Genomic DNA, 22,991 nt, shown 5'->3' on the forward strand with positions numbered 1-22,991 from the left:
CCTGCAGTTCCAAGCGCTGATACAGCGCCTCCTCATCCAGTTCGGGATGGGCGGCCTGCAAGCGTTCCAGCACCAGCTGCACACCCTGGAACAGGCTGTATTCGCGGATGCCCCGGCTGAGTCGGGTGAGACTCGGCTCAAAGTCAGCTGCGCTTCGGCCAGGCGGCGTTGAAGTCGGGCTCAGAATGCTCATTTACACCTCGTAAAGTCGGGTGCGACTCCAAGCACTTCTTCGCCCGTCTTCGCCTTGCCTGGCTCTAGCTCGCATGCCTTTGCGCGGAGTCTCATAGCAGGGGCTGTTGCCCCATGCGCGGCGTCCATTGGTACACCTCTCCCTGTGTGCTCTGTACGCGCAGCTCGTGGTACGAGTTCAAGCTGGCATACAGGGCGAAAAATTCATTGAGTACCGAGGCGAAGAGGAACAAGTCGCCTTCGCCTACATAGCCCTCGGGGTTGATCGTCAGTTCGGTGCGCACCCCGCGCACCGGCAGGCCGCGGTGCAGGCGATCGACGTGCTGATGGCCGATCTTCTTCAGGCCGTTGAGCAGGCGCTTGCTGACTTTCTCCGCGTGCTGGTCGTAGTAGCGCGGCAGGTCGTAGGTCTCGAGGATCACCTTGAGCGCTTCGACGTTGGCCAGCGACAGGTAGTTCAGCGACATGTTGCTGATCAGCTTCCACAAAAAATCGCGGTGCAGCGGTGGCGCATAGCTCGGCGTCACCGCGCTGATATTGCGGAAGCTGAGGAACTCCGGGGTGTCCTCGCTGGGCAGGCAGATATCGCCCAGGCCCAGTTGGCGCGGCAGGTTCTGGTTGGTGCAGGTCAGCTCGATCGACAGCGTTTCGTGCTGGTCGAGGTTGCGCAAGCCGAAGCTCAGGTAGGTCTCCAGGCCGTCGCCGAGCATCGACGGTTGCTGGCGCACGCTGTAATGCGGGCGGGCGTGGGGCACATCGAAACTGGCGTCGTGCTCGAAGGACTCGAACGGCACGTACTCCTCATAGCCCTTGCCGCCGGGCTTCCAGCCGGTGACGCGATCCACCGAGAACACCCCGCAGTGCTGCGAATCGAACTCGGATGGCAGCAGCAGGTACTGATCCTGCTTGCCGTCCAGGCGGATCGGGATGGCGTCGTGGGTGAACAGGTTGACCACCGGCGTGCAGTACAGGCGCACGTTATCCAGGGTCGGGCGAATGCGCTGCCCCCCGGCCTTGTGGATATCGAAGCGCAGCTCGATGCCGCGCGCCTGCTTGAGCAGATCCGCCGGCAGACGCTTGAGCGCATCCAGGCCCTTGAGGTCGACGAACAGGAACTTGTCCTGGAAGGCGAAGTATTCCTGCAGGTAGCGGTAGCCGCGGAAGGTGTTCAGCGGATAGGGAATCAAGGCTTCGTCTTCGGCAAACCCCACCGGTTGCATGTTGCTGCCGGGTAACTTCAAGGCCGCGACGGGCTGATCGAAAGCATCCACCAGCGGCTTGCCGGCGCCATCGAGCAGCACCAACTGGATGCCGCCCAGGTGATTCAGCAGGCTCAGGTAGAGCAACTGGCTGATATAACGCTCGCCGGCCAGGTGCAGGCGCAGCTGCTTGAGGTCGAGATCGCCCAGATGACCGTCGGCGCTCATCGCCAGGCGCAGGCTGAGCAGCGCGCCGTCGCCCTTGACCGAATAATCCAGGCCGTTGAGCGCCAACGGCAGCACCTCGGTGGCATAGCAGGTGCGGAAGCGGCAGGTCACGCCCTGGATCGGCTTGGCCTCCACCGGTGTATTGCGCGGCACCGGCAACGCCGGCCCGGGGCGCTGTAGCGGGTCGAATTGCAGCATGCTGAAGGCTGGCAGCGGGCGCATATAGTTCGGCCACAGCAGGTGCATCAACGAGTGGGTCAGCTCCGGCAGCTCGTCGTCGAGCTTCTGCCGCAGACGCCCGGTAAGAAAGGCGAAGCCTTCCAGCAGCCGCTCGACATCCGGGTCGCGCCCGCTCTGCCCAAGAAACGGCGCCAACGCCGGGCTGCGCTCGGCAAAGCGCTTGCCGAGCTGGCGCAGGGCGGTGAGCTCGCTCTGGTAGTAGTGGTTGAAAGACACTGACCGATTCCTTTCAGGATGTACCGTTGCAGGTGAATAACTTGGCTTTGGAGGACATGTGGGGGGTGTTTGATTCAGGGTACCGAAGTACCTTTGCCTGGGCAGAACAATGGGTTTTCGATGACCCATTGTCGTGCGACACCTTTCTCGATTTTTTCCACGTGCTGCAGGTGGGTTTTTAACGTGCGTGCATTTACCTGTAGAGATGCACCATTCCTGCCGGAAATTCTCAGTTCGTATGCGTCCTGAATCTGTCCGATGACATCTTCTTTTTGAGATGCGCGGTAGAGTCCGATGAGTTCTCGGCCGCCGGGAAGAACGGTCAATGTCCGTTCGGGAAGGTCAATATTTGAGTCGTGGGCGACAACGACTTGCAGCGTTTGACCGCAATTATTGAATAGATAAATTTCGTTGCTAAACAGCTTTTGCGAGGTGCAGGCACTCAAGCTCGTCAGCATAGTGATTAGTGCGACAGCGTTTGATCCATTAGTCATGGAACTTCACCCGGGCCAGCCAGATAAGGCCTTTGGCATCCTCTTCGGCTGCAACCGTCCGGCTCCAGCGATCTCGGCTGTTTACGGTGTGGTGCATGAAGTAATGCATGACATCCACTTCTCCAGAGCGAGGGGTTTCGGTGCCTTCGATCTCGTTTTGCATAAGGGTCGAACTACCCTTATGAGTCCACGAGTAGTGGGGTACTAAACCGCCGTCCCCATAGCTATTCAGAATTAAATGTCCGAACTCGTGAGCGGCTGTGTACAGAAAGTCTTCACACGCATAATCCCTTGCGGTCAGTTCAGCATTGGAGATCTTGGCTTTTGCGAAGCTGGAATAAGCCCAACCCAAGTTGTGATGAATATTGCGGAAGATCCCGAAACTAGTTGAGCGTCCACCGTCGCTCGTCAGATTCTCGGTCAGGGGGAATGTCGCTGCTTTGGGTTCGTTGCCCAAGTCTGCAATGACGGTTAACTGGTATGCTCCCCGCGCAGCGCTGATGGCGTTACCTATGCCGGGTGCTCTGGTGCCGTTGCGCGACCAGTGCAATTCGATCCCTGCTTTGGCAAAGGACTCTCGCTGCTCATAAGGTGTTGGAGTAAGTCCGGGGATGCTTCCCTTGACGCCGCCATCGGAGAAGCTTGGCCGCACGGTAACTTCAACTGTTCGGGCATTACGGTCGATTTTGCTGTCAACCCAATCTACTTCCTTGGCTTTGTTCGATAGCCTCAATTCAACAATCTGCCGCTGACCACCTCTTACCGCCGTCAAGCGCAACATCAGGTCCGGGCTCTTCAGTACCTTGGTGTCGAGAACGCCTGCCTGGTTATAACCGTCCCACTGCCAAATGTGTTCACCGATGGGCAGCAGTGTCGCGGTGTTAGGTTCTGCGTATACCACGGTGCTGCCGTCGAGCACTTCGAGAGTCAGGTTATCCGCAACCTGCTTGCGGTTGTGCACCAAAAAATCGATTTTTTCGCTGTTCTTCGTAGTTCCTTTCTTTAGCTCTTTGTAGTCCGGTATTCCCAACGGAGTGAGGACACGGTTGCCTCCGGACTTCAGGCGGAGTCGGTAGTCCAGCTCTTCGCTTGAAGCCTCAGCCGCTTGCGCCGCTGGAATGAAAGCGTCGACCAAGGCCGTTGCCACCGCAGTTGCCACCGCCGTTGTTGCTGTTGCCGTAGTCGAAGTTTCAGCCGAAGCTTTGGGAGTCGCCGCCGCCGCGGGCATGACAGAAGGCGCGCTGAACGCGGCCCCGCCCCCACTCATCCCGATAATCACCGTCCCGGAACCCGCCGTCACTGTATTGCCATGGCTACCCACGGTGCCGACGGTGGTCGACGGCATGCTGTTGATCAGGACGGTGGGGATCACCGCGCTGGCCAGGGCGCCGCCGCAAGCGGAGGCGTCGCCCATGCGGGCGGCGGGCAGGCCGTCGAACAGCACGTCGGGCGAGCCAGCGGCGATCGGGTTGGTGCCGTGACCGGGAATCGGGCAGGAAGTGGGATCGTTGAGGCGGGCGGCGGGTTTACCGGACATGGGGCTCTCCTTAATTGACCTTGACCTGTCCGCTGCCGTTCAGGCTCGCGGAGAAACTCACTTGGCGTTTGCAGCCTTCGACGTCCAGCAGGCCTTCGATGGCGAAGCACAGGCTGAGCGGATCGTGGTGGCGGGGCAGGGAAATCACCCGCACCTCGCGCAAACGCGGCTCGTACGCTTCGATAAAGCGTTCGATGGCGATACGCGCCTGTTGCAGCGAATCGTGCAGCGACAGGCGCATATCGTTGAGATCGGGCAACCCGTAGTCGGGCAGCGTTTGCACGCTGCCCGCCCGGGTGCTGAGCATTTTGGCCAGGTGGGTCGCCACCGACGCCATGGCGGCGACCTCGCGGCTCCAGCCAGCACGTTGGCTGGCTTCGCCGCCGAGGCGTTCGAATAGACTTCCGTACCCGGCCATCAGGATGCTTACTCCTTGTCCAGCTTGCCGACCAGCGACAGGGTGAAATCGGCACCCATGTACTTGAAGTGCGGGCGCACGTTGAGGCTGACGCGGTACCAGCCAGGTTCGCCTTCGACGTCACTGACGATCACCTGGGCGGCGCGCAGCGGACGACGGCCACGGATTTCCGCGCTGGGGTTTTCCTGGTCGGCGACGAACTGGCGGATCCACTTGTTGAGTTCCAGTTCGAGGTCGGTGCGTTCTTTCCACGCGCCGATCTGCTCGCGCTGCAGCACTTTCAGGTAGTGGGCCAGGCGGTTGACGATGAACAGGTAGGGCAGTTGGGTGCCGAGTTTGTAGTTCAGTTCCGCGGTCTTGCCTTCGGCGCTGATGCCGAAGAACTTCGGCTTCTGCGCCGAGTTGGCGGAGAAGAACGCGGCGTTGTCGCTGCCCTTGCGCATGGTCAGGGCGATAAAGCCCTCTTCGGCCAGTTCGTATTCACGACGGTCGGAGACCAGCACTTCGGTCGGGATCTTGGTTTCGATCTCGCCCATGCTTTCGAAGTGGTGCAGCGGCAGATCTTCCACTGCGCCGCCGCTCTGCGGGCCGATGATGTTCGGGCACCAGCGGAACTTGGCGAAGCTGTCGGTCAGCTTGGAGGCGAAGGTGTAGGCGGTGTTGCCCCACAGGTAATGTTCGTGGCTGTTGGCGACGTTCTCTTTGTAGACGAAGGTCTTGACCGGGTTGTCTTCCGGATCGTAGGGGTTGCGCAGGAGGAAGCGCGGCACGGTCAGGCCGACGTAGCGGGCGTCTTCCTGCTCGCGGAAGCTCTGCCATTTGGCGAATTGCGGGCCTTCGAAGTGGTCTTTGAGGTCCTTCAGGTCCGGCAGGCCGGTGAAGCTTTCCAGGCCGAAGAATTTCGGCCCGGCGGCGGCGATGAAGGGGGCGTGGGACATGGTGGCGACGCTGGCAACGTATTGCAGGGTCTTGATGTCCGGGGCGCTCGGGTCGAAGAAGTAGTTGGCGATCAGGGCGCCGACCGGCTGGCCACCGAACTGGCCGTATTCGGCGGTGTAGATGTGCTTGTACAGGCCGGATTGGGTGATTTCCGGGCTGTCTTCGAAGTCGTCGAGCAGATCCTGCTTGGAGGCGTTGATGATCTCCAGCTTGATGTTCTCGCGGAAGTTGGTCCGGTCCACCAGCAGCTGCAGGCCGCGCCAGGATGATTCCAGGGCCTGGAACTCGGCGTTGTGGAGGATTTCGTCCATCTGCCGGCTGAGCTTGGCGTCGATTTCCGCGATCATGCGGTCGACCATGGCCTTTTTCACCGGCTCGTTTTCGTTCTGCGGTTTCAGCAACTCTTCGATGAACGCCGACACGCCGCGCTTGGCGATGTCATAGGCTTCGTCGTCCGGAGTCAGTTTGGTCTCGGCGATGATGCGGTCGAGAATGCCGAGTTCGGCGGCGCTACGGCCGCTTTCCACTGCTGCGCTTGTGCTCATTAAATTAGCTTCCTTGTTAATTGAGATCAGGAATCCAGCTTGCCTTGGGCGGCGAGGCCGAGCTCACCGAGTACGCGCTCACGCGAGTCGTCGTCGGCGAGTACGCTTTCAATCGCCTTGCGGAAAGCCGGGGCATTGCCCAGCGGGCCTTTCAGGGCGACCAGCGCGTCGCGCAGTTCCATCAACTTCTTCAGCTCGGGCACCTGTTCGACCAGGTTGGCCGGGTTGAAGTCCTTCATCGAGTTGATGCGCAGCTGTACGGCCAGTTCGTCGTCGCTCGGCTCGTCCTGCAGGCGGTTGGGTACGCCGAAGGTCAGGTTGAGCTCCTGCTTGCCCAGCACTTCGTCGAAGCTGTTCTTGTCGATGCTGATCGGCTTGCGGTCTTCGATCTTGCGATCGTCGGCACGCTGGGTGAAGTCGCCGAGCACCATCAGTTTCAGTGGCAGTTCGATCTCTTCCTGAGCGCCGCCGGTGGACGGTTTGAAAGTGACGTTGATGCGTTCCTTGGGGGCTACCGAGCCTTCTTTGGCCATGGGTGTTCTCCTTTGCGGTTATGGCCCGAGGGCCTAGTCCAGTACCACTTCGAGATCGAGGTGGCACAACCTGCGGTAGATCTCTTCCTTGCTTTCACGCACCGCGTGGTTCTGCGGCAGCAGCTCGCAGCAGCTGTGCAGCATGCGCAGTACGTCCAGGGCGAGATCGGGTTCCCAGTCGCCAAGACCGGTGGCCTTTAGCGTCTGGTCGAGCGATTCGAGTTGGGTCTTGGCCAGCTCGTACTTCTTGGCGCTGTAGCACAGGCGCGCCAGGGTCAGTTGCCAGAAAAAACGTTCACGGCCGCCGCGGGCCTTGGCCAAGCCTTTTTTCAGTTGTTGCACGGCGGATTTGAGGCCGTCCTTGCGCAGCTTCGGCAGCACCTCCTGCAGGGCGATTTCCCAGGCCGGCTGGCTGCCGCCCTCGTTGGCCGCCGGGGCGCTGGCGGTGACCGGGGCCTGCAGGTGCGGCATGACATGGGAGCTGAGCCAGGCGCGGGTCTGGGCATCGGCGAAGGCGCTGCCATCGTGAAAGCGCAGTTCTTCCAGGCCGCTCATGCGCTGCATGAACAGCGCCAGCTGGATTTCCACCTCGCGCATCGCCTGCTCGGCGTCCAGGCCCTGCAGGCACTGCCAGACCAGATGCTGGCCGTCGAGCCAGAAGGGCGCGCGGGCGATGCTGGCTTCCAGGTCGACCAGCAGGTCGGTGTATTGGTCGTTCTGGTAACGCTCCTGGTAGCTGGCCAGTTTGTCCGCCGGCAGGCCGCGCAGGGCGGTGATCTGTTCGGCGTTGCGCTCCGGCAGGCTGTCGATCGGCAGCCACAGCAGGGTGCGCGCCAGGCGCAGGGCGCGCAGGTCGCTGGCCTTTTGTTTCAACCAGTAAGCGCAGAGCGGCCGTGCCTGGTCTTGCAGGCCGCGCAGGCTCTTGTGCGCCTCTTTCTCGTTTTCGACAGGGGCGCCGGGGGCGAGCATCTGGCTGGCGACCTGCTTGACCTGGGCCAGCGCCGCCCCGACGCTGCCCGGCTCCGGCTGGCCCTGGCTGGCGCGGCTGACCAGCTCGTCGAGGCGCCGGCACAGCGGCAGCAGCAGCGGCGCCTCTTCCCCCAGTTGGGTGGACAGGCAGGCCTCGAGGGCGCGCAATTGCTCGGCCAGGCTGCGGAACAGCGCCAGTTGCTCGCCGATCGGTACATGCTCGGCCAGTGCCTGTTCCAGCCGTGGGATCAACCAGCTGATGGCGGCGGCGCGGGTGCGCGCCTTGCGTGGGTGCAGCTCGTCCCAGTGGTTGAGGCACAGGTAGTGCAGCAGGCTGAGACCGGCTTGCAGGCCGGGGAAGGATTCGCGTTGGTACAGGCCCCAGATCAGCCAGGCGGCGACGCGCAGATCCTTGGAGTGGGCGCTGAGCAGTAGCTCGCTGTTTTCGCGGACTTTTTGCCAGTCGATGGCCACGGTTTCATGCAGCGCGGTGGCCTTGCCCAGCTCGTTTTCCAGAACTTCGTATTCGCTGGAATAGCGCACGTCGCTGCCGGCAAAGTCCCCTTCATTAATGGGGAGTTTGGCCAGTTGCAAATAATGGGCAGTGAGCTTGTTCGAGTAGGTCATTCCATGACTCATTGATTGATCCGGCAACTCGGAATTAAGCGGTCCCATATCCGGTGGCATGCTTTGAATTGCCTGAGTTGCGCAACTTCTTGCGCACTTGTATGTGCAACAAGTTGCGCAAAGTCCCTGTGAGGCCGGCATCCTAGCCCCATGATGGCCAAGGGGCAACCGTTGAAAGTGTGAAGTGCATTGCAGCGACGAAGATTGCAGGAGTTATCGCCGGGACAATAGTTCCCGTTATTTCTGCGAGCCAATACGCAAGTTTCAAAGTGTTTTATGCGCGTGCGAGATAATGATCGTTTCGTGTAGGCGATAACTTACTGGCAAAGTAGTGGCGCATCACAGAAGTTGAAATTCAACTGCTCATTTATGTGAGGGATGTAGGGGTTTTGCTGCGCTATTTATGCAACGCGAGGCGCTGCGGACGGATATGCAACGCGAGGCACCGCTGACGGCAATCAAGCCGTCAGTGGCTTGTCGTCTCAGCCCGGCAAGGCTTCGCTCCACAGGCTGACGCTGAGCCGGTGCTGGGCGCCGGGGGCGAGCAGGACGTGATCGTCGAGGACGTTGGCGTGCTCGATGCAGAGCATGCCCTGCCAGGCGTCTTCGGCGAATTGCGAGAGGCGCCTGGCCTTGTCGATCCAGGGGTTCCACAGCACGGCCGAGCGTGAGCCGCTGCTGTGTAGCCGGATGCGTCGCTGCCAGGCGGGGTCGACGATGCTCAGCTGCGCCGGGGTATCCAGGTAGATGCGGTCGGTTTCGCCGTGGAAGCTCAGGGTGTCGGGCTGTTGCCGTTCCAGCCAGTTGTCCAGGCTGTCGATGTAGCGGCAGCCCCTGAGTCCCTCGACCCGCACCTGGCGAATATCGCTGACGGCGAAGTAGCTGTGCAGGGCCTGGCTGAAGGCCAGGGGCGTGTCGCCGAGGTTGCGGGTGTCGAGTTCGAGGTGCAGCTGGTCGTCGAGGCGGATGCGCAACTTCAGCTCGGCGGCATGCGGCCATTCCGCCTGCGGCTGCTCGACGCTGTTGAAGACGAAGTCGAGGACGACGCTGTGGTCCTGGCTGTCGATGCCGAGCAGTTGCCAGTCCAGCGACCGTACCAGGCCATGGGCCGGCACTATCATCTGCCCGGGCTGATGCATGGCCTGCACCTGCTCCGGGTTGCGGCGCAGGTCGCCGAACCAGGGCCAACACACCGGCACCCCGCCGCGCACGCCCTGGCCGTGCTTGAATTCGGCCTGTTCGCTGAGCCAGATCAGCGGCTGCTCGCCATCGCGTTGGTAGCTGAGGATCTGCGCGCCCTGTTGCGCGACCAGCAGTTCGGCGTTGGCGGTGCGCACGCGCCAGCAGGCCAGTTGGTTCATTTCCACCCGCTCGACCAGCGGGCGTTGTTCGGTTCCGTTCATGACTGCGCTCCTCGATTGCTCTTCTTCATGGAAAGTGTGAACCGCTGTGCCGGCAAAGGCCAGGCCACTCGATTCACTGACTTGGCGCATTGTTGCCTGGTTCCCCCTGGCCTAGGCTGAACCCGAGCGAAGGGAGGCTGCGATGCGCAAGATTCTGGTGGCTGTGCCGCTGTTGCTGGCGCTGGTGGCGGCGTTCTGGTGGTGGAATCGACCGCAGCCGCTGCCGGTGCGTCTGGTCACGGTGCAGCGCGGGCCGGTCGAGACCCTGGTGGCCAATACCCGTGCCGGTACGCTCAAGGCCTGCCGGCGTACCCAGCTGTCGTTCAACCTGGGCGCCCAGGTCAGCGAGCGCCTGGTCGAGGAGGGCCAGCGGGTCGAGGCCGGTCAGGTGCTGATGCGCTTGCGCCAGGACGAATTGCAGGCCCGCGTGCGCGAGGTCGAAGCGCGCTTGGACGGCTTGCGTAACCAGCGCCAGCAGCGTTGCCTGCAGGCCGAACTGGAGCGCCGCGACCACCAGCGTCTGGCGCGTCTGCAGGAACGCCAGTTGGTGGCCGAGGATCGGGTCGATCAGAGCGCCACCCGTGCGCGGCTGTCGGCGCTGGCCTGCAGCGCCGCCGCCTCGGCGATCCGCGAAACCGAGGCGAACCTGGCCCTGCAGCGCGCGCTGCTCGATCAGGCCACTCTGCGCGCGCCCTTCGCCGGCATCATCGCCGAGATCAACGGCGAGGTCGGCGAGTTCGTCACGCCCTCGCCGCCGGGCATTCCAACCCCGCCGGCGGTGGACCTGATCGATGACAGCTGCCTGTATGTCGAGGCGCCGATCGATGAGGTGGATGCGGCGCGGGTCAAGCCCGGGATGCCGGTGCGGATCAGCCTGGACGCCTTTCGCGGCGAGCATTTCGCGGGCCAGGTCAGCCGCATCGCGCCCTTCGTCCGCGACCTCGAGCGCCAGGCGCGCACCGTCGATGTGGAGGCGCGATTCGACCCGGTGCCGAGCGAACTGGCGCTGCTGACCGGCTACAGCGCCGACGTCGAAGTGCTCATCGAGCAACATCCCCAGGCGCTGCGCATCCCCACCGAAACCCTGCTGGAAGGGCGCCGGGTGCTGCGCTATGACCCGGCCGCGGGGGTGCTGCGCGAAGTGGCGGTGCGCACCGGCCTGGCCAACTGGCGCTGGACCGAGGTGCTCGAAGGGCTGAGCGAGGGCGAGCGGATTCTCGCCAGCCTGGAGCAGGATGGCCTGGCCGATGGGGTGGCGGTGATCGCCGAGGATGAGGCCGCGCCATGATTCGCCTGAGCGGGGTCAGCCGCTGCTTCATCCTCGGCGATCAGCGGGTCATGGGCCTGGACCAGGTCAATCTGCAGGTCAGCCCCGGCGAGTACCTGGCGGTGATGGGGCCGTCCGGCTCGGGCAAGTCGACCCTGCTGAATATCATCGGCCTGCTGGATGCGCCCGACAGCGGCGAGTACTGGCTGAACGGCGAGGCCACCGCAGCGCTCGACGAGAACCGCCGCGCCGAACTGCGCAGCCGGCATATCGGCTTCGTCTTCCAGTCCTATCATTTGATCCCGCGCCTGACCGCCCTGGAGAACATCGAGCTGCCGATGCTCCTGGCCGGGCTCGAACCGGCCGAGCGCCAGCGGCGCAGCGCGCGCCTGGTCGAGCGGCTGAACCTCGGCGACCGGGTCAAGCACCGCCCCGGTGAACTCTCTGGCGGCCAGCGCCAGCGCGTGGCCATCGCCCGCGCCATGGTCATGCAGCCGGCGCTGCTGCTGGCGGACGAGCCCACCGGCAACCTCGACAGTCATTCCGGCGCCGAGGTGGTGGCGCTGCTCGAGGAACTCAACGGCGAGGGCCTGACCCTGCTGGTGGTGACCCACGATCCTGCCATCGGCGGACGGGCGCAGCGCCGCCTGAGCATGCGCGACGGCCAGATCATCGACGACATCCGCCAGGAGCCCGGCGATGCGCGCCCCTGACGCCCTCGGCCTGATGCTCGGCGCCCTGCGCGGCCACCGCTCGCGCAGCCTGATGTTGCTGTTGGCCATGGCCATCGGCGTGGTCGCGGTGAACCTGCTCACCGGCCTGGCCGAGGGCGCGCGGCAGTTCGTTATCGGCGAGTTCTCCTTGCTCGGGCGCAATACCCTGATCGTGCTGCCGGGGCGCAAGGAAACCAGCGGCGGCATGCCGCCGCTGACCGGCCTGGCCACCCGCGACCTGACCCTGGGCGACACCGAGGCCATCGGCCGCCTGCCCGGCGTACGGCGGGTCGCGCCGCTGCAGGCCGGGCAGGTCGAGGTCAGCGTCGGCAACCGGGTGCGCGAGGCCTTCACCCTGGGCACCAGTCACGAATTCTTCGCCATCCGCCAGCTCGACGTGGCCCAGGGGCAGATCCTGCCGGCGCTGCCCCTGGATCAGGCCGAGGCGGTCTGCGTGATCGGCCTCAGCCTCAGGCGCGAGTTGTTCGGCGCGCGTCCGGCCCTGGGCCAGTGGCTGCGCGCCGGCGATCGGCGCTTCCGGGTGGTGGGCATTCTCGGCGAGCGCGGCGAATCGCTGGGCATGGACTTCGGCGAGATGCTGATCATCCCGGTGGCCAGCGCCCAGATGCTGTTCAACCGCGAGGGGCTGTTCCGGGTGTTCGCCGAACTGCGCGGGCCGCAGTTTCTCGCCAGCGGCAAGCGGCAGATCCTCGAGACCATCAAGGCCCGTCACGAGGGCAAGGAGGACGTGACCCTGATCAGTCAGGACAGCATGTTGGCCGCCTTCGACGGCATTCTCCAGGCCCTCGGCCTGGCCCTGGCCGGAATCGCCGCGATCAGCCTGTTGGTGGCCGGCATCCTGATCATGAACGTGACCTGGATCGCGGTGAACCAGCGCACCGCCGAGATCGGCCTGCTCAAGGCCCTGGGCGCACGGCCGGCGCAGGTGCGCGCGTTGTTCGTCGGCGAGGCGGCGCTGCTGGCCCTGGCCGGCGGCCTGATCGGTCTGGGCCTGAGCGAGGCGCTGCTCTGGTTCGGCCGCCAGTTGTGGGAGATCCCCCTGCAGACGCCGGTCTGGGCCCGCGTCGGTTCGCTGCTGTTGGCCCTGCTCGCCGCCTTGCTGTTCGCCTGGCTGCCGGCCAACCAGGCGGCGTGCATGGAGCCGCTGGCGGCGCTGCGCCCGCCGGGGGCACGAACATGAAGCGCCATGCTGCGCGTGGCGCCCCCTGCGGGGCGGGCGCGCGGTCCGAGGTGAACCGCCGTATGTCTTGCGCAGGAGCGGGCCATGCCCGCGATGCGCTTGTACGGTCTGGTTTTCGCGGGCCGGCGACCAGGCGTCACTCGCTCCTATCAAACAACCCGTCGCTCATTGATTTTATGGGTTATGACGTTTCTGTAGGAGCGGCCGGGCGGCGTTCCGCTTCAGCCGCGAATTCTTCGCAGCACAGCCAAAGCTTCGCGGCTGAAGCCGCTCCTACAAGTGCCCACAAGCCGACAGATGCGACTGCCTCCAGTTTGCTGCGCGACAGCGCGGCGTCGAAGACGGGGCGACTCCTCTTACAGGTGCCTGTGGCCTGGAGCCTGCGGCCATGATGCGCTGGCAGGACGGCTTCAAGCTGACCGCCTCGGCGCTGACCAGCAGGCCGCTGCGCAGCCTGCTGACCCTGCTCGGGGTGGCCATCGGCATCGCTGCGGTGGCCTTGCTCACCGCGATGGGCGAGGGCCTGCGCCTCTACGTGCTGGACAGCTTCTCGCAGTTCGGCACGCGGATCATCGCCGTGCATCCGGGCAAGACCCAGACCGGCGGCCTCGGCGGCATTCTCAGCAGCGTGCGCCCGTTGAGCCTGAGCGATGCCGCCGCCCTCGGGCGTCTGGCGCATGTCGAGGCGGTGGTGCCGATCATCCAGGGCAGCGGCGACATCCAGTACGGAGTGATGAGCCGCAACAGCGACATCATCGGCGGCGGCCACCAGTTGGCCGAGGCCTGGGATTTTCGTCTGGCCCTCGGCCAGTTCCTGCCGCCGGCCCGCGCCGGCCGCTCGCCGCCCTATGCGGTACTCGGGCACAAGTTGCGCCAGGAGTTGTTCGGTGCGGCCAACCCCCTGGGCGAGCGGGTACGGGTTGGCGGCATGCGCTTCCGGGTGATCGGGGCGATCGAGGAGAAGGGCCAACTGCTCGGCTTCGACCTCGACGACATTGCCTATATTCCGGTGGACTGGGCGCAGAGGCTGTTCAACCGCGACGGCCTGATGGAGATCAATGTGATGTTCAGCGCCGGCACCAGCTCGCGGCAGCTGAGCGGGCGGATCCGCCAGGTCTTGATCGAGCGCCATGGCGTCGAAGACTTCAGCCTGACCACCCAGGACGACATGCTCGCCAGCCTCGACCGCATCCTCGGCACCCTGACCATCGCCGTCGCCGCCCTCGGTGGCATCTCCCTGCTGGTGGGGGCCGTGGGCATTCTCACCATCATGACCACCACCGTCGGCGAACGCACCGCCGAGATCGGCTTGCTGCGCGCCCTCGGCGCCACGCCGCGGCAAGTGCTGGGGCTGTTTCTCGCCGAAGCGGGACTGCTGTCGCTGGCCGGCGGCGTGCTCGGCCTGTTGCTGATGGCCCTGCTGCTGGCGGTTCTGCACCTGAGCCTGCCCGGCCTGCCGCTGGAGTTGGCGCCCGGTTTCCTGCTGCTGGCGCTGCTGCTGTCGGCACTTATCGGCCTATTCGCCGGTATCGCCCCGGCCCGCCGTGCGGCGCGTCTGCATCCGGTGGATGCGTTGCGCAGCGAGTGACCTCACCGTCGATCTGGCCGCCGCGCAGGCTATCCGACGGTCCGTAAGCCAGCGTCTATAGTGAGACATGTCGCAAAATTGAAACGGATCATGTGGGCGCTGAGCGATCACGAGGGAGTCGTGTGCAGTAGGTCGAGCCCGAGGCTGGAACACTATGCAAGCCGCGCAAGGTGATACCACTGCTGTCGAGCCGCTCGATCTCGGGCAGGCGTTGGTCAAGGCTGGGCGCTTGACCGAGGCGGACTACAAGCGTGTCCTGCGCATGCAGGCCGGGCAGGCCGAAGGGCTGTCGCTGGCGACCCTGCTGGGTCGCCTGGGCCTGGTATCCGAGCAGGACATCGCCCAGCAGCTCGCGCAGTTGCTCGACCTGCCGCGGGTGGCCGCCGCCGACTTTCCGGAGTCGCCGCTGTTGGCCGAACGCCTGTCCTACCGCTTCCTCAAGGAATGCCGCGCCCTGCCGCTGGAGTTCGACGACGGCCAGTTGCGGGTGGCCATGGCCGATCCCCAGGATCATTTCGTGGTCGAGGCGCTGACCCTGGCAGCGGGCTGCCCGATCGCCCCGCGGGTGGCCCTCGGCTCGGAGATCGACGCCGCCATCGAGCGCATGCACGGCCAGGGCCAGAGCCAGATGGGCGATATCCTCTCGCGGGTCGAGCCCTCCGAGCAGGACGAGGTGGCCGACGTCGAGCAGTTGCGCGACCGCGCCAGCGAGGCGCCGGTGATCCGCCTGGTCAACCTGATCATCCAGCGCGCGGTGGAGCTGCGTGCCTCGGACATTCATGTCGAGCCCTTCGAGAGCCGCCTCAAGGTGCGCTATCGGGTCGACGGCGTGCTGCAGGAGACCGAGGCGCCGCCGGTGCACTTGTCGCCGGCGGTGATCTCGCGGATCAAGCTGATGGCGCGGCTGAACATCGCCGAACGGCGCCTGCCGCAAGACGGCCGGATCGAGATGCGGGTGCAGGGCAACGACCTCGACATCCGCGTCTCCACGGTGCCGACCATGCACGGCGAGAGCGTGGTGCTGCGCCTGCTCAATCGCGAGAGCGTGGTGCTCGACTTTGCCGCCCTGGGCTTCAGCGCCCAGCCGCTGCAGCGCCTGCAGAGCGTGCTGAAGATTCCCCACGGCGTGATGCTGGTCACCGGGCCCACCGGCAGCGGCAAGACCACCACCCTGTACACCGCGCTGAACACCCTCAACACCAGCGAGAGCAAGCTGATCACCGTCGAAGACCCGGTCGAGTACCAGCTCGAGGGGGTCAACCAGATCCAGGTCAAACCGGCCATCGGCCTGACCTTCGCCACGGCTCTGCGCTCGATCGTGCGCCAGGACCCGGACGTGATCATGGTCGGCGAGATGCGCGACCTGGAGACCGCGCGCATCTGCATCCAGTCGGCGCTGACCGGCCACCTGGTGCTGTCGACCCTGCATACCAACGACGCGCCGAGCAGCATCACCCGCCTGCTGGAGATGGGTGTCGAAGACTACCTGCTGACCTCGACCCTGAATGCGGTGCTGGCCCAGCGCCTGGTGCGCATGCTCTGCACCCAGTGCCGCGAGCCCTACCAGCCGCTGACGGAAATGCTCCGCGAGTTGCGCCTGGACCGTCTGGCCGGCGAGCAGCCGGTGACGCTGTATCGGGCCAAGGGTTGCGCGGCCTGCAACGGCACCGGCTATCGCGGCCGCATTGCCATCATCGAGGTGCTGACCCTCAGCGATGCCATCCGCCGCCTGATCCTCCAGCACGCCGATGCCGGCACCTTGCGCCAGATGGCCCGCGAGGAGGGCATGTTGAGCATGTACGATGACGGTTGCCTGAAGGCGCTGGACGGCACCACCAACATCGAAGAAGTGCTGCGCGTCACGCAGGAGGGTTGAATGACGCTCTTTCACTTTCGTGCGGTGACCCAGGACGGGGAAGTCAAGCAGGGCGAGCTGGAAGCGCAGGATGAAACGGCGGCCGTCAGCCAGCTGCAAGCGCGCGGCCTGATCCCTATCGAGGTGGACGCCAAGGTCAACTGGCAATCGCTGTTGCATGTCGACCTCGATCGGCTGTTGCGGCGACCGCGCGGTGGCAAGTTGACCCTGGCATTCACCCAGTATCTGTCCTCCCTGTTGCAAGCCGGGGTAGCCCTGGATCGCTCGCTGGAAATCATGCTCAAGGTCAGCCGCGACCCGGCGATGCTGACCCTGGTCGGCGGCATCCGCGAGGGCGTGCAGCGCGGGCAAGCGCTGTCGCGGGTGATCGCCGAGGACCAGCAGACCTTCTCCAATTTCTACGTGAGCATGGTGCAGGCCTCTGAGTTGTCCGGCGACCTGGCCGCGGGGCTGCGCAACCTGCTGTATTACCTGGAGCGCAGCAAGGGGTTGCGCGACAAGCTGGTGTCCGCCCTGATCTATCCGCTGATCCTGCTGCTGGTTTCGCTGTCCTCCCTGCTGATCATCCTCACCTACGTGATTCCGCAGTTCAGCCAGTTGTTCGATGACATGGGCGCGAGCCTGCCGCTGGCCACCCAAATCGTCGTGGCCGTGGCCGAAGGCCTGCGCAGCTATGCCGGCTGGGTGCTGCTCGGCTTGATTGTTCTGGGGTTGTGGCTGCGGCACTTGCTCCGGCTCCCGCACTACCGTTTGCAGTGGGACCGCCGGACCCTCCGCCTACCCTTGCTCGGCGGCTTGCAGCAACGGGTCGAAACCGCCCGTTTCAGCCGCAGCCTGGGCACCTTGCTGAAAGGTGGGGTGGCGTTGTTGCCAGCGCTCGAGATCGCCCGTCAGGTGGTCGGCAACCAGGCCATGGTCGAGCAGATCGGCTTGGCCGCGGACAGCCTCAAGCAAGGCCGCCAACTGGCCGCACCGCTGCAGGCCACCGGATTGTTTCCGGACCTGGCGCTGCAGATGATCCAGGTCGGCGAAGAGACCGGTCACCTGGACGAGATGCTGCTCAAGGTGGCGGAAACCTACGACCTCGAAGTCGAGACCTCGATGCAGCGCACGCTCGCCATCATGGAGCCGTTGTTGATCGTCGGGCTGGGGGTCCTGATCGCCGGCATCGTGATGTCGGTGCTGGTGGCGGTGATGAGCCTCAATGAACTACCGATCTGATCCTCAGGAGAGTTGCCATGTACACGCGTATCCCTTTGTCCATGCCCCGGCCACGGCCTTCGCCCGGCTTCACCTTGTTGGAAATCCTCGTGGTGCTGGTCATTCTGGGCATGCTCGCCAGCCTGGTCGGTCCGCAGGTGTTCAAGCAACTGAGCGGCTCCAAGACCAAGGCCGCACAACTGCAGATTCAGGAGCTCAGTGCGGCACTGGACCTGTATCGCCTGGAGGTCGGCCGCTATCCGACTACTCAGCAGGGGCTGGATGCCTTGATCACCCAGCCGCGCAATGTCGACCAATGGAATGGGCCTTATCTGAAGAAGAGTGTGATCCGCAAGGATCCCTGGGGTAACGACTACCAATACCGCTACCCGGGGCAGCATGGCGAATACGATCTCTGGAGCCATGGCGCCGATGGTCGCGAGGGCGGCGATGGCGAGGACCGTGATGTGCTGAGCTGGGAATGAGGGCCGATCATGGCGACGACCCGGGACGCGGGATTCACCCTGCTCGAAGTGCTGGTCACGCTGGTCATCATGGCGCTGGCGCTGGCCCTGGTGGCGCCGCGTTTTGGCGACGCGTTGCCGGGAGTCGAATTGCAGGCGGAAACCCGCAAGGTCGTCGCCATGCTGCGCCATGCCCGCAGCAAGGCGGTGCTGCTCAACCAGGACATCCAGGTTCAGCTGGTCGAGGAGCCGGCCGCGCTCAGCATCAGTACCGAGGACGAACCCTACCGGCCGCCTGAGCATATTCGCCTGGAGCTGAGCGCCGGCCGCGGCAGTGCCGTGGCGGAGCAACCGATCATCGAGGCGGACCAGGCGATCCGCTTCTTTGCCGAAGGCTATTCCAGCGGCGGTTCGATCACCCTGAGCCGGGAAGGTGGCCGGCACGCCTCGATCCAAGTCGACTGGCTGACAGGGCGGGTGAGCATCGATGACTAGCCGCCTGCCCGGAAATTTCAACGCCGTAGGTCGGGCTGAGCTCCGCGGAGCCCGGCAGGGCGATTCTGTTGGGCGTGGTGGCGCGGCGCCAAGCCACGCGTCGCCGCCGATTGCGCTTGCCGGGCGGCCTGCGGGCAAGCGGCCGAGACAGGCGCGGCAGGCGGGCTTCACCCTGCTCGAGGTGCTGGTCGCGTTCGTCATCCTGGCCCTGGTGATGGGCGTGTTGACCCGCATCCTCTCGCTATCCATGCGCTCGCTGGAGACGGCGGGGCACTATCAGCAGGCCCTGCAGCTGGCCGAGTCACAGCTGGCAGAGGTCGGTGCACGGCTCACGGCGCGGCGCAGCGAACGCCTGCAAGGGCGCTTGCAGCCGCCCTATCGCTGGCAGGCCGAGGTTGCGCCTTATGAGTTCAGCAACCAGGACGTGCTCCTCGATAGCCGGATCACGCCGCGCTTGATCAGGGTCACGGTCAGCTGGGGCGAGCGCGCCTCCCAGGAAGTGAGCCTGACCACGATTCGCCTGGTGGAGGAGCGCCGCTGATGCATGGCTATGCGCGTCGCCGCGCCTTCACCTTGCTCGAACTGCTGATCGCGATGGTGCTGGCCAGCCTGCTCGCGGTGTTGACCTATGCCGGCTTGCAACTGGGCCTGCGCAGCTGGGAGGTATCCGAGCGCAGGCAGCAGGTGCTGGAGTCGCGCTACCTGACCCAGGCGCTGCTGCGCAGGCTGCTCGAGAGCCCGCAGCAGGTGCTGGTGCGCGACCTCGAGGGCGAGTTGCAGATGGCCTACCGGGGACAGCCCGACGGCGTGATTTTCATTGCCCGGCTGCCGCAAATCGACAACAGCCCCCAGCGTTACTGGCTGCAGCTGACCCAGTCCCAGGTCGAGGAGGGTCCGCCCCCGCGCAGCTGGCAACTGCTGCTGCGCTACTTGCCCTACGACGGCTATGGCAATGTCGACTGGCAGTTGCTCGGGGCCAGCCTGGACCTGGATGCCCAGCAGGAAATATTGCTCGACGACCTGAGCGAACCCTTGCAATTCACCTACCTCGAACAACGCGCGGGGCGTGAGCCTGACTGGCAGCCCGAGTGGCAACAACACGAGCAGTTACCGGCATTGTTGCGGATCAGCTCGCCGCGCGAGGACGAGCTGCAACTGATAGTCGGTCCTCGGGAGCTGGCCTATGCCATCAAAACCGTGGAATGAGGCGCGCAGGAGTGGCCAGCGGGCGGTTGCGCTGCTCGGCGTGCTCTGGGTGCTGGTGCTGCTGTCACTGATCGCCTTGAACATCTCCAGCACCAGCCGGATCGAGCTGAAGCTGGCGGCGAATCTGCTCGAGGCCGCCAGCGTTCGGCAGACCACCGATGCCGGGATCAACTGGGCCCTGTGGAGCCTGCTGCAGCCCAATACGGCGAACTGGCTGGCAGACGGCAGCCAGCGCAGCCTCGAGCTGGATGGTGTGGTCGTGCAGGTGGCGATCAGCGACGAGCAGGGCAAGATCGACCTGAACAAGGCCAACCCGCTGTTGCTCGAGGGCCTGTTCCTGGCGGCCGGGGTGAGCCAGGACGAGGCCCTGGCCCTGGCCGACGCCGTGCAGGATTGGCGCGACACCGATGAGCTGCGGCGCTTGCAAGGCGCCGAGCGCGAGGAATACCTGGCGGCAGGCCTGTCGGGCCCGGCCAATCGACCGTTCGAGCGGCTCGATGAACTGCTCGAGGTGCTGGGCATGACGGCGCAACTCTATGCCCAGGTGAAGCCCGCCTTGACCCTCTATTCAGGGCGCGCGGCAGTCAATCCGCTGGTGGCGCCGCGCCAGGTACTGCTGGCCCTGCCCGGCGTCGCCGAGTCGAGCGTCGACCAGTACATCGAGGACCGTCGCAGCAGCTACGAACAGGGGCTGAGTCCGCCGCCGTTTACCGGTATCGATCCGCAACTGCTGGCCAGCAATGTGCCAGGCATCAGCTACTCTATCGATACAGTTGTCACAAAGGCGAACAGCGTTGTTTCACGCCAGCGCATGGTCATTCGCCGGCGGGGTGGGATTGGCAGCAGATACCAGATTTTAAGCATCACCTCGCTACAGGGGGCGCCCGACGAACTCTGACCGCCCGCGCAACGCTGCTTTCATCAATAACATGTATGTCATTGATTTTATGCGATATGACAATTTTGTAGGAGCGGCTTCAGCCGCGAAGCTTCTGTGGCGTTGCGAAGGATTCGCGGCTGAAGCGGAACGCCGCCCGGCCGCTCCTACAGACGCCTGTGTTGACTATTAATGTTGGCAACAGCCAATTGATCTAGCCGTTCATTGGCCTGCCAAGTCCCTCGGACGAAGGAGAGTTGCTCTATGAATGGCCGTGGCAACTGGGCTTTGCTCGGCTCTCGTGCCAGGACGTTGGCCGCCGCCGGCGGCAGGTTCTACAGCTGGTGGCTGGAGGAGCTGCTGGGGTTGATCCCCGAGCGTTGGCAGCAGCGCCTGCGGCGGCGGGGCAACCTGCTGCTCATCGACGTCGATGAACAATCCCTGAGTTTCCGTTTCGGCAGTTTCGACAGCGCGGAACTCATCGTCCGCGTCCCACTGAGTGAGGAGGGCGGCCTGTCCGGCCTGCAGCCCGAGCAGTTCGAGGCCTGGGTGCGCAAGGCTGCCCAGATCATCTTGCTGGTGCCGGAACATCGGATCCTGCGCAAGGTCATCGCACTACCCGTCGCCACCGAGCCGCGGCTGGAAAACGTGCTGCGCTTCGAGATGGACCGCTATACCCCCTTCACCAGCGAGCAAGTCTATTTCGGCTACCGTATCGCCGCGCGCGAGCGCGAGCGCATTCAGGTCGAACTGCTGGTCGTGCAGCGCGACTATATCGATCCGCTGCTGGCCGGCCTGGCCCAGGCCAACGTCCGCCCGGGCATAGTCACCCTGGCGGAGGCGCTGGGCGGCTGGTCCGGGGCGACGCTCAACCTGCTGCCAGCCAGTAGCCGCGCGGGCCAGGGCGAATGGGGGCGCAACCGGCGCATGCAGACGGCCGTGGCATTGCTGCTGCTGGTGCTGGTGATCGGCTGGCCGCTCTACCAGCGCCAGCAGACCTTGACCCGCTTGCAGGGTGAGCTGCCGCAATTGAAGGCGCGCGCCGAACAATCCCGAGCTGTCGCCACCGAGTTGCAGCGCCTGGAGAGCGGCCGCGCGTTTCTCCAGGAGCAGCAACAGCAGGCTCCCAGGCTGTTGTTGCTGCTTGACGAATTGACCGGCTTGTTGCCCGACCACACCTGGCTGGCGCGCTTCGAAGACAATGGCAACAATTTTCGCCTGGACGGCGAGTCGGCCGAGGTCTCCGCGCTGATCAGCTTGCTCGAGCAGTCGCCGCTGCTGGAGAACGTGCGTTTCGCCTCGCCGGTCACCTCCAATCCGCACACCGAGAAGGATCGCTTCAGTCTGGTGGCCGATAGCAGCCAGGCGGAGCGGGCACCATGATCGCGCTCAACCGCGGCCAGCGTCAGCTGTTGGCCGTGCTCCTGCTGCTGGTGCTGGTCGGCTTGACCCTGGGGCTGATAGTGCGGCCGCTGCTGACGAGTTACTGGACGGCGGGCGAGACCATCGAGTCGTTCGAGCAGCAACTGGAAATCTATCGGCGCCTGGAGGCAGAGTTGCCCGAGCAACAGGCGCGCCTGCGGCGGCTGCGGCAACAGGATCCTGGCGCCCAGCTGCTGTTTCAGGAAACCCGCCCAGCCCTGGCAGCTGCCAGCCTGCAGCAACTGGTCGGGCAACTGATCGCACAGGCCGGCGGTCAGGTCAGCAGCACGCAGATTCTGACGCGCGAGAGCAGCCCCGCGCCCATCCCCGAAGTCGGCTTGCGCGTGCATATGCGTGGCGACACCGACCATCTGGTACGCACGCTGCACAGCTTCGCCTACAACCAGCCGCTGCTGGTGGTGAACAACCTGGTGGTACTCAGCAACCCGCGCACCAGGACGCCGCGCCTGACCCGGCGCAATCAGCGAGTGACGGCGGTGCCGACCCTGGACATTACCTTTACCGTGACCGGCTATATCAGCCAGGCAGGGGCGGAGGTGAGTGATGAATAGGCTCATCATCCTTGGCGCTACGGCCCTGCTGCTGGGCCTTGTGGGTGCCGCAACGCAGGCCGAGCAGGCGCCACCGGTCGCCGCCGGATTCGAACCGCGTCCTTTGAGCGACTTTCAGCAGATGCTCGATAGGCCCCTGTTCAGCTCCAACCGCAGGCCCCTGGAGGAACCCGAGGGGATAGACGAAGACAGTCTCGATGAACAGCAATTGCGCGAGTTGTGGCGCCTCTCCGGCATCATCCTGGAGCCGCAGCGGCGGGTGGCCTTGTTCTCGCATCGCAAGGAAAGCCTGCACCTGCAACTGGAAGTCGGCATGACCCTGGCCAATGACTGGGAGCTGGTGGCGCTTGCCGCCGATCACGTCGAACTGCAGCGTGACGAGCGGCGCATCCTGATGTTGCTGCACGATCCGAGTGCCTTGCCCATCAAGCCACCGCCGCCTCCACCACAAGCGAAGCCGGCCACTCCTGCGCAACCGCCAGCCACGCCCGCGGAGCAGGAGGGCCAGCGCGCCCCCGCCACTAACGGCACAGAACAACCCGCAGCCCCGCCCAAGCGGGGATGAAGAAG

Annotated in this window: 22 protein-coding genes and 1 pseudogene; 14 read left to right on the forward strand and 9 right to left on the reverse strand. The window is 64.7% G+C overall.

What is annotated here, in order from left to right; all coding sequences use genetic code 11:
• The 9 genes and pseudogenes from ABZE94_RS04345 to ABZE94_RS04385 form a co-directional block, all read right to left on the reverse strand.
• Positions 1–193 (reverse strand): annotated as a pseudogene (locus tag ABZE94_RS04345) (hypothetical protein); the annotation flags it as partial.
• 91 nt (positions 194–284) lie between these two features.
• Positions 285–2,075: a type VI secretion system baseplate subunit TssF gene (tssF, locus tag ABZE94_RS04350; protein ID WP_372874305.1), complete on the reverse strand. Its 1,791-nt coding sequence runs from the start codon at positions 2,073–2,075 to the stop codon at positions 285–287.
• 74 nt (positions 2,076–2,149) lie between these two features.
• Positions 2,150–2,569: a hypothetical protein gene (locus ABZE94_RS04355; protein ID WP_372874306.1), complete on the reverse strand. Its 420-nt coding sequence runs from the start codon at positions 2,567–2,569 to the stop codon at positions 2,150–2,152.
• A complete protein-coding gene (locus tag ABZE94_RS04360; RefSeq protein WP_372874307.1) occupies positions 2,562–4,106 on the reverse strand; it encodes a PAAR domain-containing protein in 1,545 nt (514 codons plus the stop codon). Before ABZE94_RS04360 ends, ABZE94_RS04355 begins: the two co-directional genes overlap by 8 nt.
• Before the next feature lie 10 nt (positions 4,107–4,116).
• Positions 4,117–4,524, reverse strand: coding sequence for a type VI secretion system baseplate subunit TssE (gene tssE, locus ABZE94_RS04365; protein WP_372874308.1), 408 nt, complete (start codon positions 4,522–4,524; stop codon positions 4,117–4,119).
• Positions 4,525–4,532: 8 nt separating this feature from the next.
• Positions 4,533–6,008: a type VI secretion system contractile sheath large subunit gene (gene tssC, locus ABZE94_RS04370; RefSeq protein ID WP_372874309.1), complete on the reverse strand. Its 1,476-nt coding sequence runs from the start codon at positions 6,006–6,008 to the stop codon at positions 4,533–4,535.
• 26 nt (positions 6,009–6,034) lie between these two features.
• A complete protein-coding gene (tssB, locus tag ABZE94_RS04375; RefSeq protein ID WP_372874310.1) occupies positions 6,035–6,541 on the reverse strand; it encodes a type VI secretion system contractile sheath small subunit in 507 nt (168 codons plus the stop codon).
• A gap of 33 nt (positions 6,542–6,574) precedes the next feature.
• A complete protein-coding gene (gene tssA / locus ABZE94_RS04380; RefSeq protein WP_372874311.1) occupies positions 6,575–8,137 on the reverse strand; it encodes a type VI secretion system protein TssA in 1,563 nt (520 codons plus the stop codon).
• 482 nt (positions 8,138–8,619) lie between these two features.
• On the reverse strand, positions 8,620–9,540 hold the full coding sequence (locus ABZE94_RS04385) for a D-hexose-6-phosphate mutarotase (protein ID WP_372874312.1): 921 nt from the start codon (positions 9,538–9,540) through the stop codon (positions 8,620–8,622).
• 142 nt (positions 9,541–9,682) lie between these two features.
• On the opposite strand from ABZE94_RS04385, the gene ABZE94_RS04390 reads away from it, so the two are divergent.
• The 14 genes from ABZE94_RS04390 (at position 9,683) to ABZE94_RS04455 (ending at position 22,986) form a co-directional block, all read left to right on the forward strand.
• Entirely contained in the window at positions 9,683–10,828 is a 1,146-nt protein-coding gene (locus tag ABZE94_RS04390; RefSeq protein WP_372874313.1) for an efflux RND transporter periplasmic adaptor subunit, read from the forward strand.
• Positions 10,825–11,520 carry an ABC transporter ATP-binding protein gene (locus tag ABZE94_RS04395; RefSeq protein ID WP_372874314.1) on the forward strand — a complete coding sequence of 232 codons (696 nt, stop codon included), beginning with the start codon at positions 10,825–10,827 and terminating at the stop codon, positions 11,518–11,520. Before ABZE94_RS04390 ends, ABZE94_RS04395 begins: the two co-directional genes overlap by 4 nt.
• The gene (locus tag ABZE94_RS04400) at positions 11,507–12,721 is read left to right on the forward strand and encodes an ABC transporter permease (protein WP_372874315.1); all 1,215 of its coding nucleotides are present in this window, start codon (positions 11,507–11,509) and stop codon (positions 12,719–12,721) included. Before ABZE94_RS04395 ends, ABZE94_RS04400 begins: the two co-directional genes overlap by 14 nt.
• 391 nt (positions 12,722–13,112) lie before the next feature.
• Positions 13,113–14,309, forward strand: coding sequence for an ABC transporter permease (locus ABZE94_RS04405; RefSeq protein WP_372874334.1), 1,197 nt, complete (start codon positions 13,113–13,115; stop codon positions 14,307–14,309).
• Positions 14,310–14,463: 154 nt separating this feature from the next.
• Positions 14,464–16,185, forward strand: coding sequence for a type II secretion system ATPase GspE (gene gspE / locus ABZE94_RS04410; RefSeq protein WP_372874316.1), 1,722 nt, complete (start codon positions 14,464–14,466; stop codon positions 16,183–16,185).
• On the forward strand, positions 16,186–17,406 hold the full coding sequence (locus ABZE94_RS04415; protein ID WP_372874317.1) for a type II secretion system F family protein: 1,221 nt from the start codon (positions 16,186–16,188) through the stop codon (positions 17,404–17,406).
• A 17-nt stretch (positions 17,407–17,423) separates the two neighbouring features.
• On the forward strand, positions 17,424–17,870 hold the full coding sequence (gspG, locus tag ABZE94_RS04420; protein ID WP_372874318.1) for a type II secretion system major pseudopilin GspG: 447 nt from the start codon (positions 17,424–17,426) through the stop codon (positions 17,868–17,870).
• Positions 17,871–17,879: 9 nt separating this feature from the next.
• Positions 17,880–18,344 (forward strand): GspH/FimT family pseudopilin, encoded by a 465-nt coding sequence (locus tag ABZE94_RS04425; protein ID WP_372874319.1) that lies wholly within the window; start codon positions 17,880–17,882, stop codon positions 18,342–18,344.
• Positions 18,337–18,885 carry a prepilin-type N-terminal cleavage/methylation domain-containing protein gene (locus tag ABZE94_RS04430; protein WP_372874320.1) on the forward strand — a complete coding sequence of 183 codons (549 nt, stop codon included), beginning with the start codon at positions 18,337–18,339 and terminating at the stop codon, positions 18,883–18,885. The genes ABZE94_RS04425 and ABZE94_RS04430 overlap by 8 nt, the downstream gene beginning before the upstream one ends.
• The gene (locus ABZE94_RS04435; protein WP_372874321.1) at positions 18,885–19,550 is read left to right on the forward strand and encodes a type II secretion system protein J; all 666 of its coding nucleotides are present in this window, start codon (positions 18,885–18,887) and stop codon (positions 19,548–19,550) included. The genes ABZE94_RS04430 and ABZE94_RS04435 overlap by 1 nt, the downstream gene beginning before the upstream one ends.
• Complete coding sequence (locus tag ABZE94_RS04440) at positions 19,528–20,448, forward strand: general secretion pathway protein GspK (protein ID WP_372874322.1); 921 nt, start codon at positions 19,528–19,530, stop codon at positions 20,446–20,448. Before ABZE94_RS04435 ends, ABZE94_RS04440 begins: the two co-directional genes overlap by 23 nt.
• 243 nt (positions 20,449–20,691) lie before the next feature.
• Entirely contained in the window at positions 20,692–21,810 is a 1,119-nt protein-coding gene (locus ABZE94_RS04445; RefSeq protein ID WP_372874323.1) for a PilN domain-containing protein, read from the forward strand.
• Positions 21,807–22,421: a type II secretion system protein GspM gene (gene gspM / locus ABZE94_RS04450; RefSeq protein WP_372874324.1), complete on the forward strand. Its 615-nt coding sequence runs from the start codon at positions 21,807–21,809 to the stop codon at positions 22,419–22,421. Before ABZE94_RS04445 ends, gspM begins: the two co-directional genes overlap by 4 nt.
• The gene (locus ABZE94_RS04455) at positions 22,414–22,986 is read left to right on the forward strand and encodes a hypothetical protein (RefSeq protein ID WP_372874325.1); all 573 of its coding nucleotides are present in this window, start codon (positions 22,414–22,416) and stop codon (positions 22,984–22,986) included. Before gspM ends, ABZE94_RS04455 begins: the two co-directional genes overlap by 8 nt.
• Positions 22,987–22,991 lie beyond the last annotated feature (5 nt).

The sequence above is a fragment of the Pseudomonas sp. genome (genome assembly GCF_041601375.1).
Taxonomy (GTDB): Bacteria; Pseudomonadota; Gammaproteobacteria; order Pseudomonadales; family Pseudomonadaceae; genus Aquipseudomonas.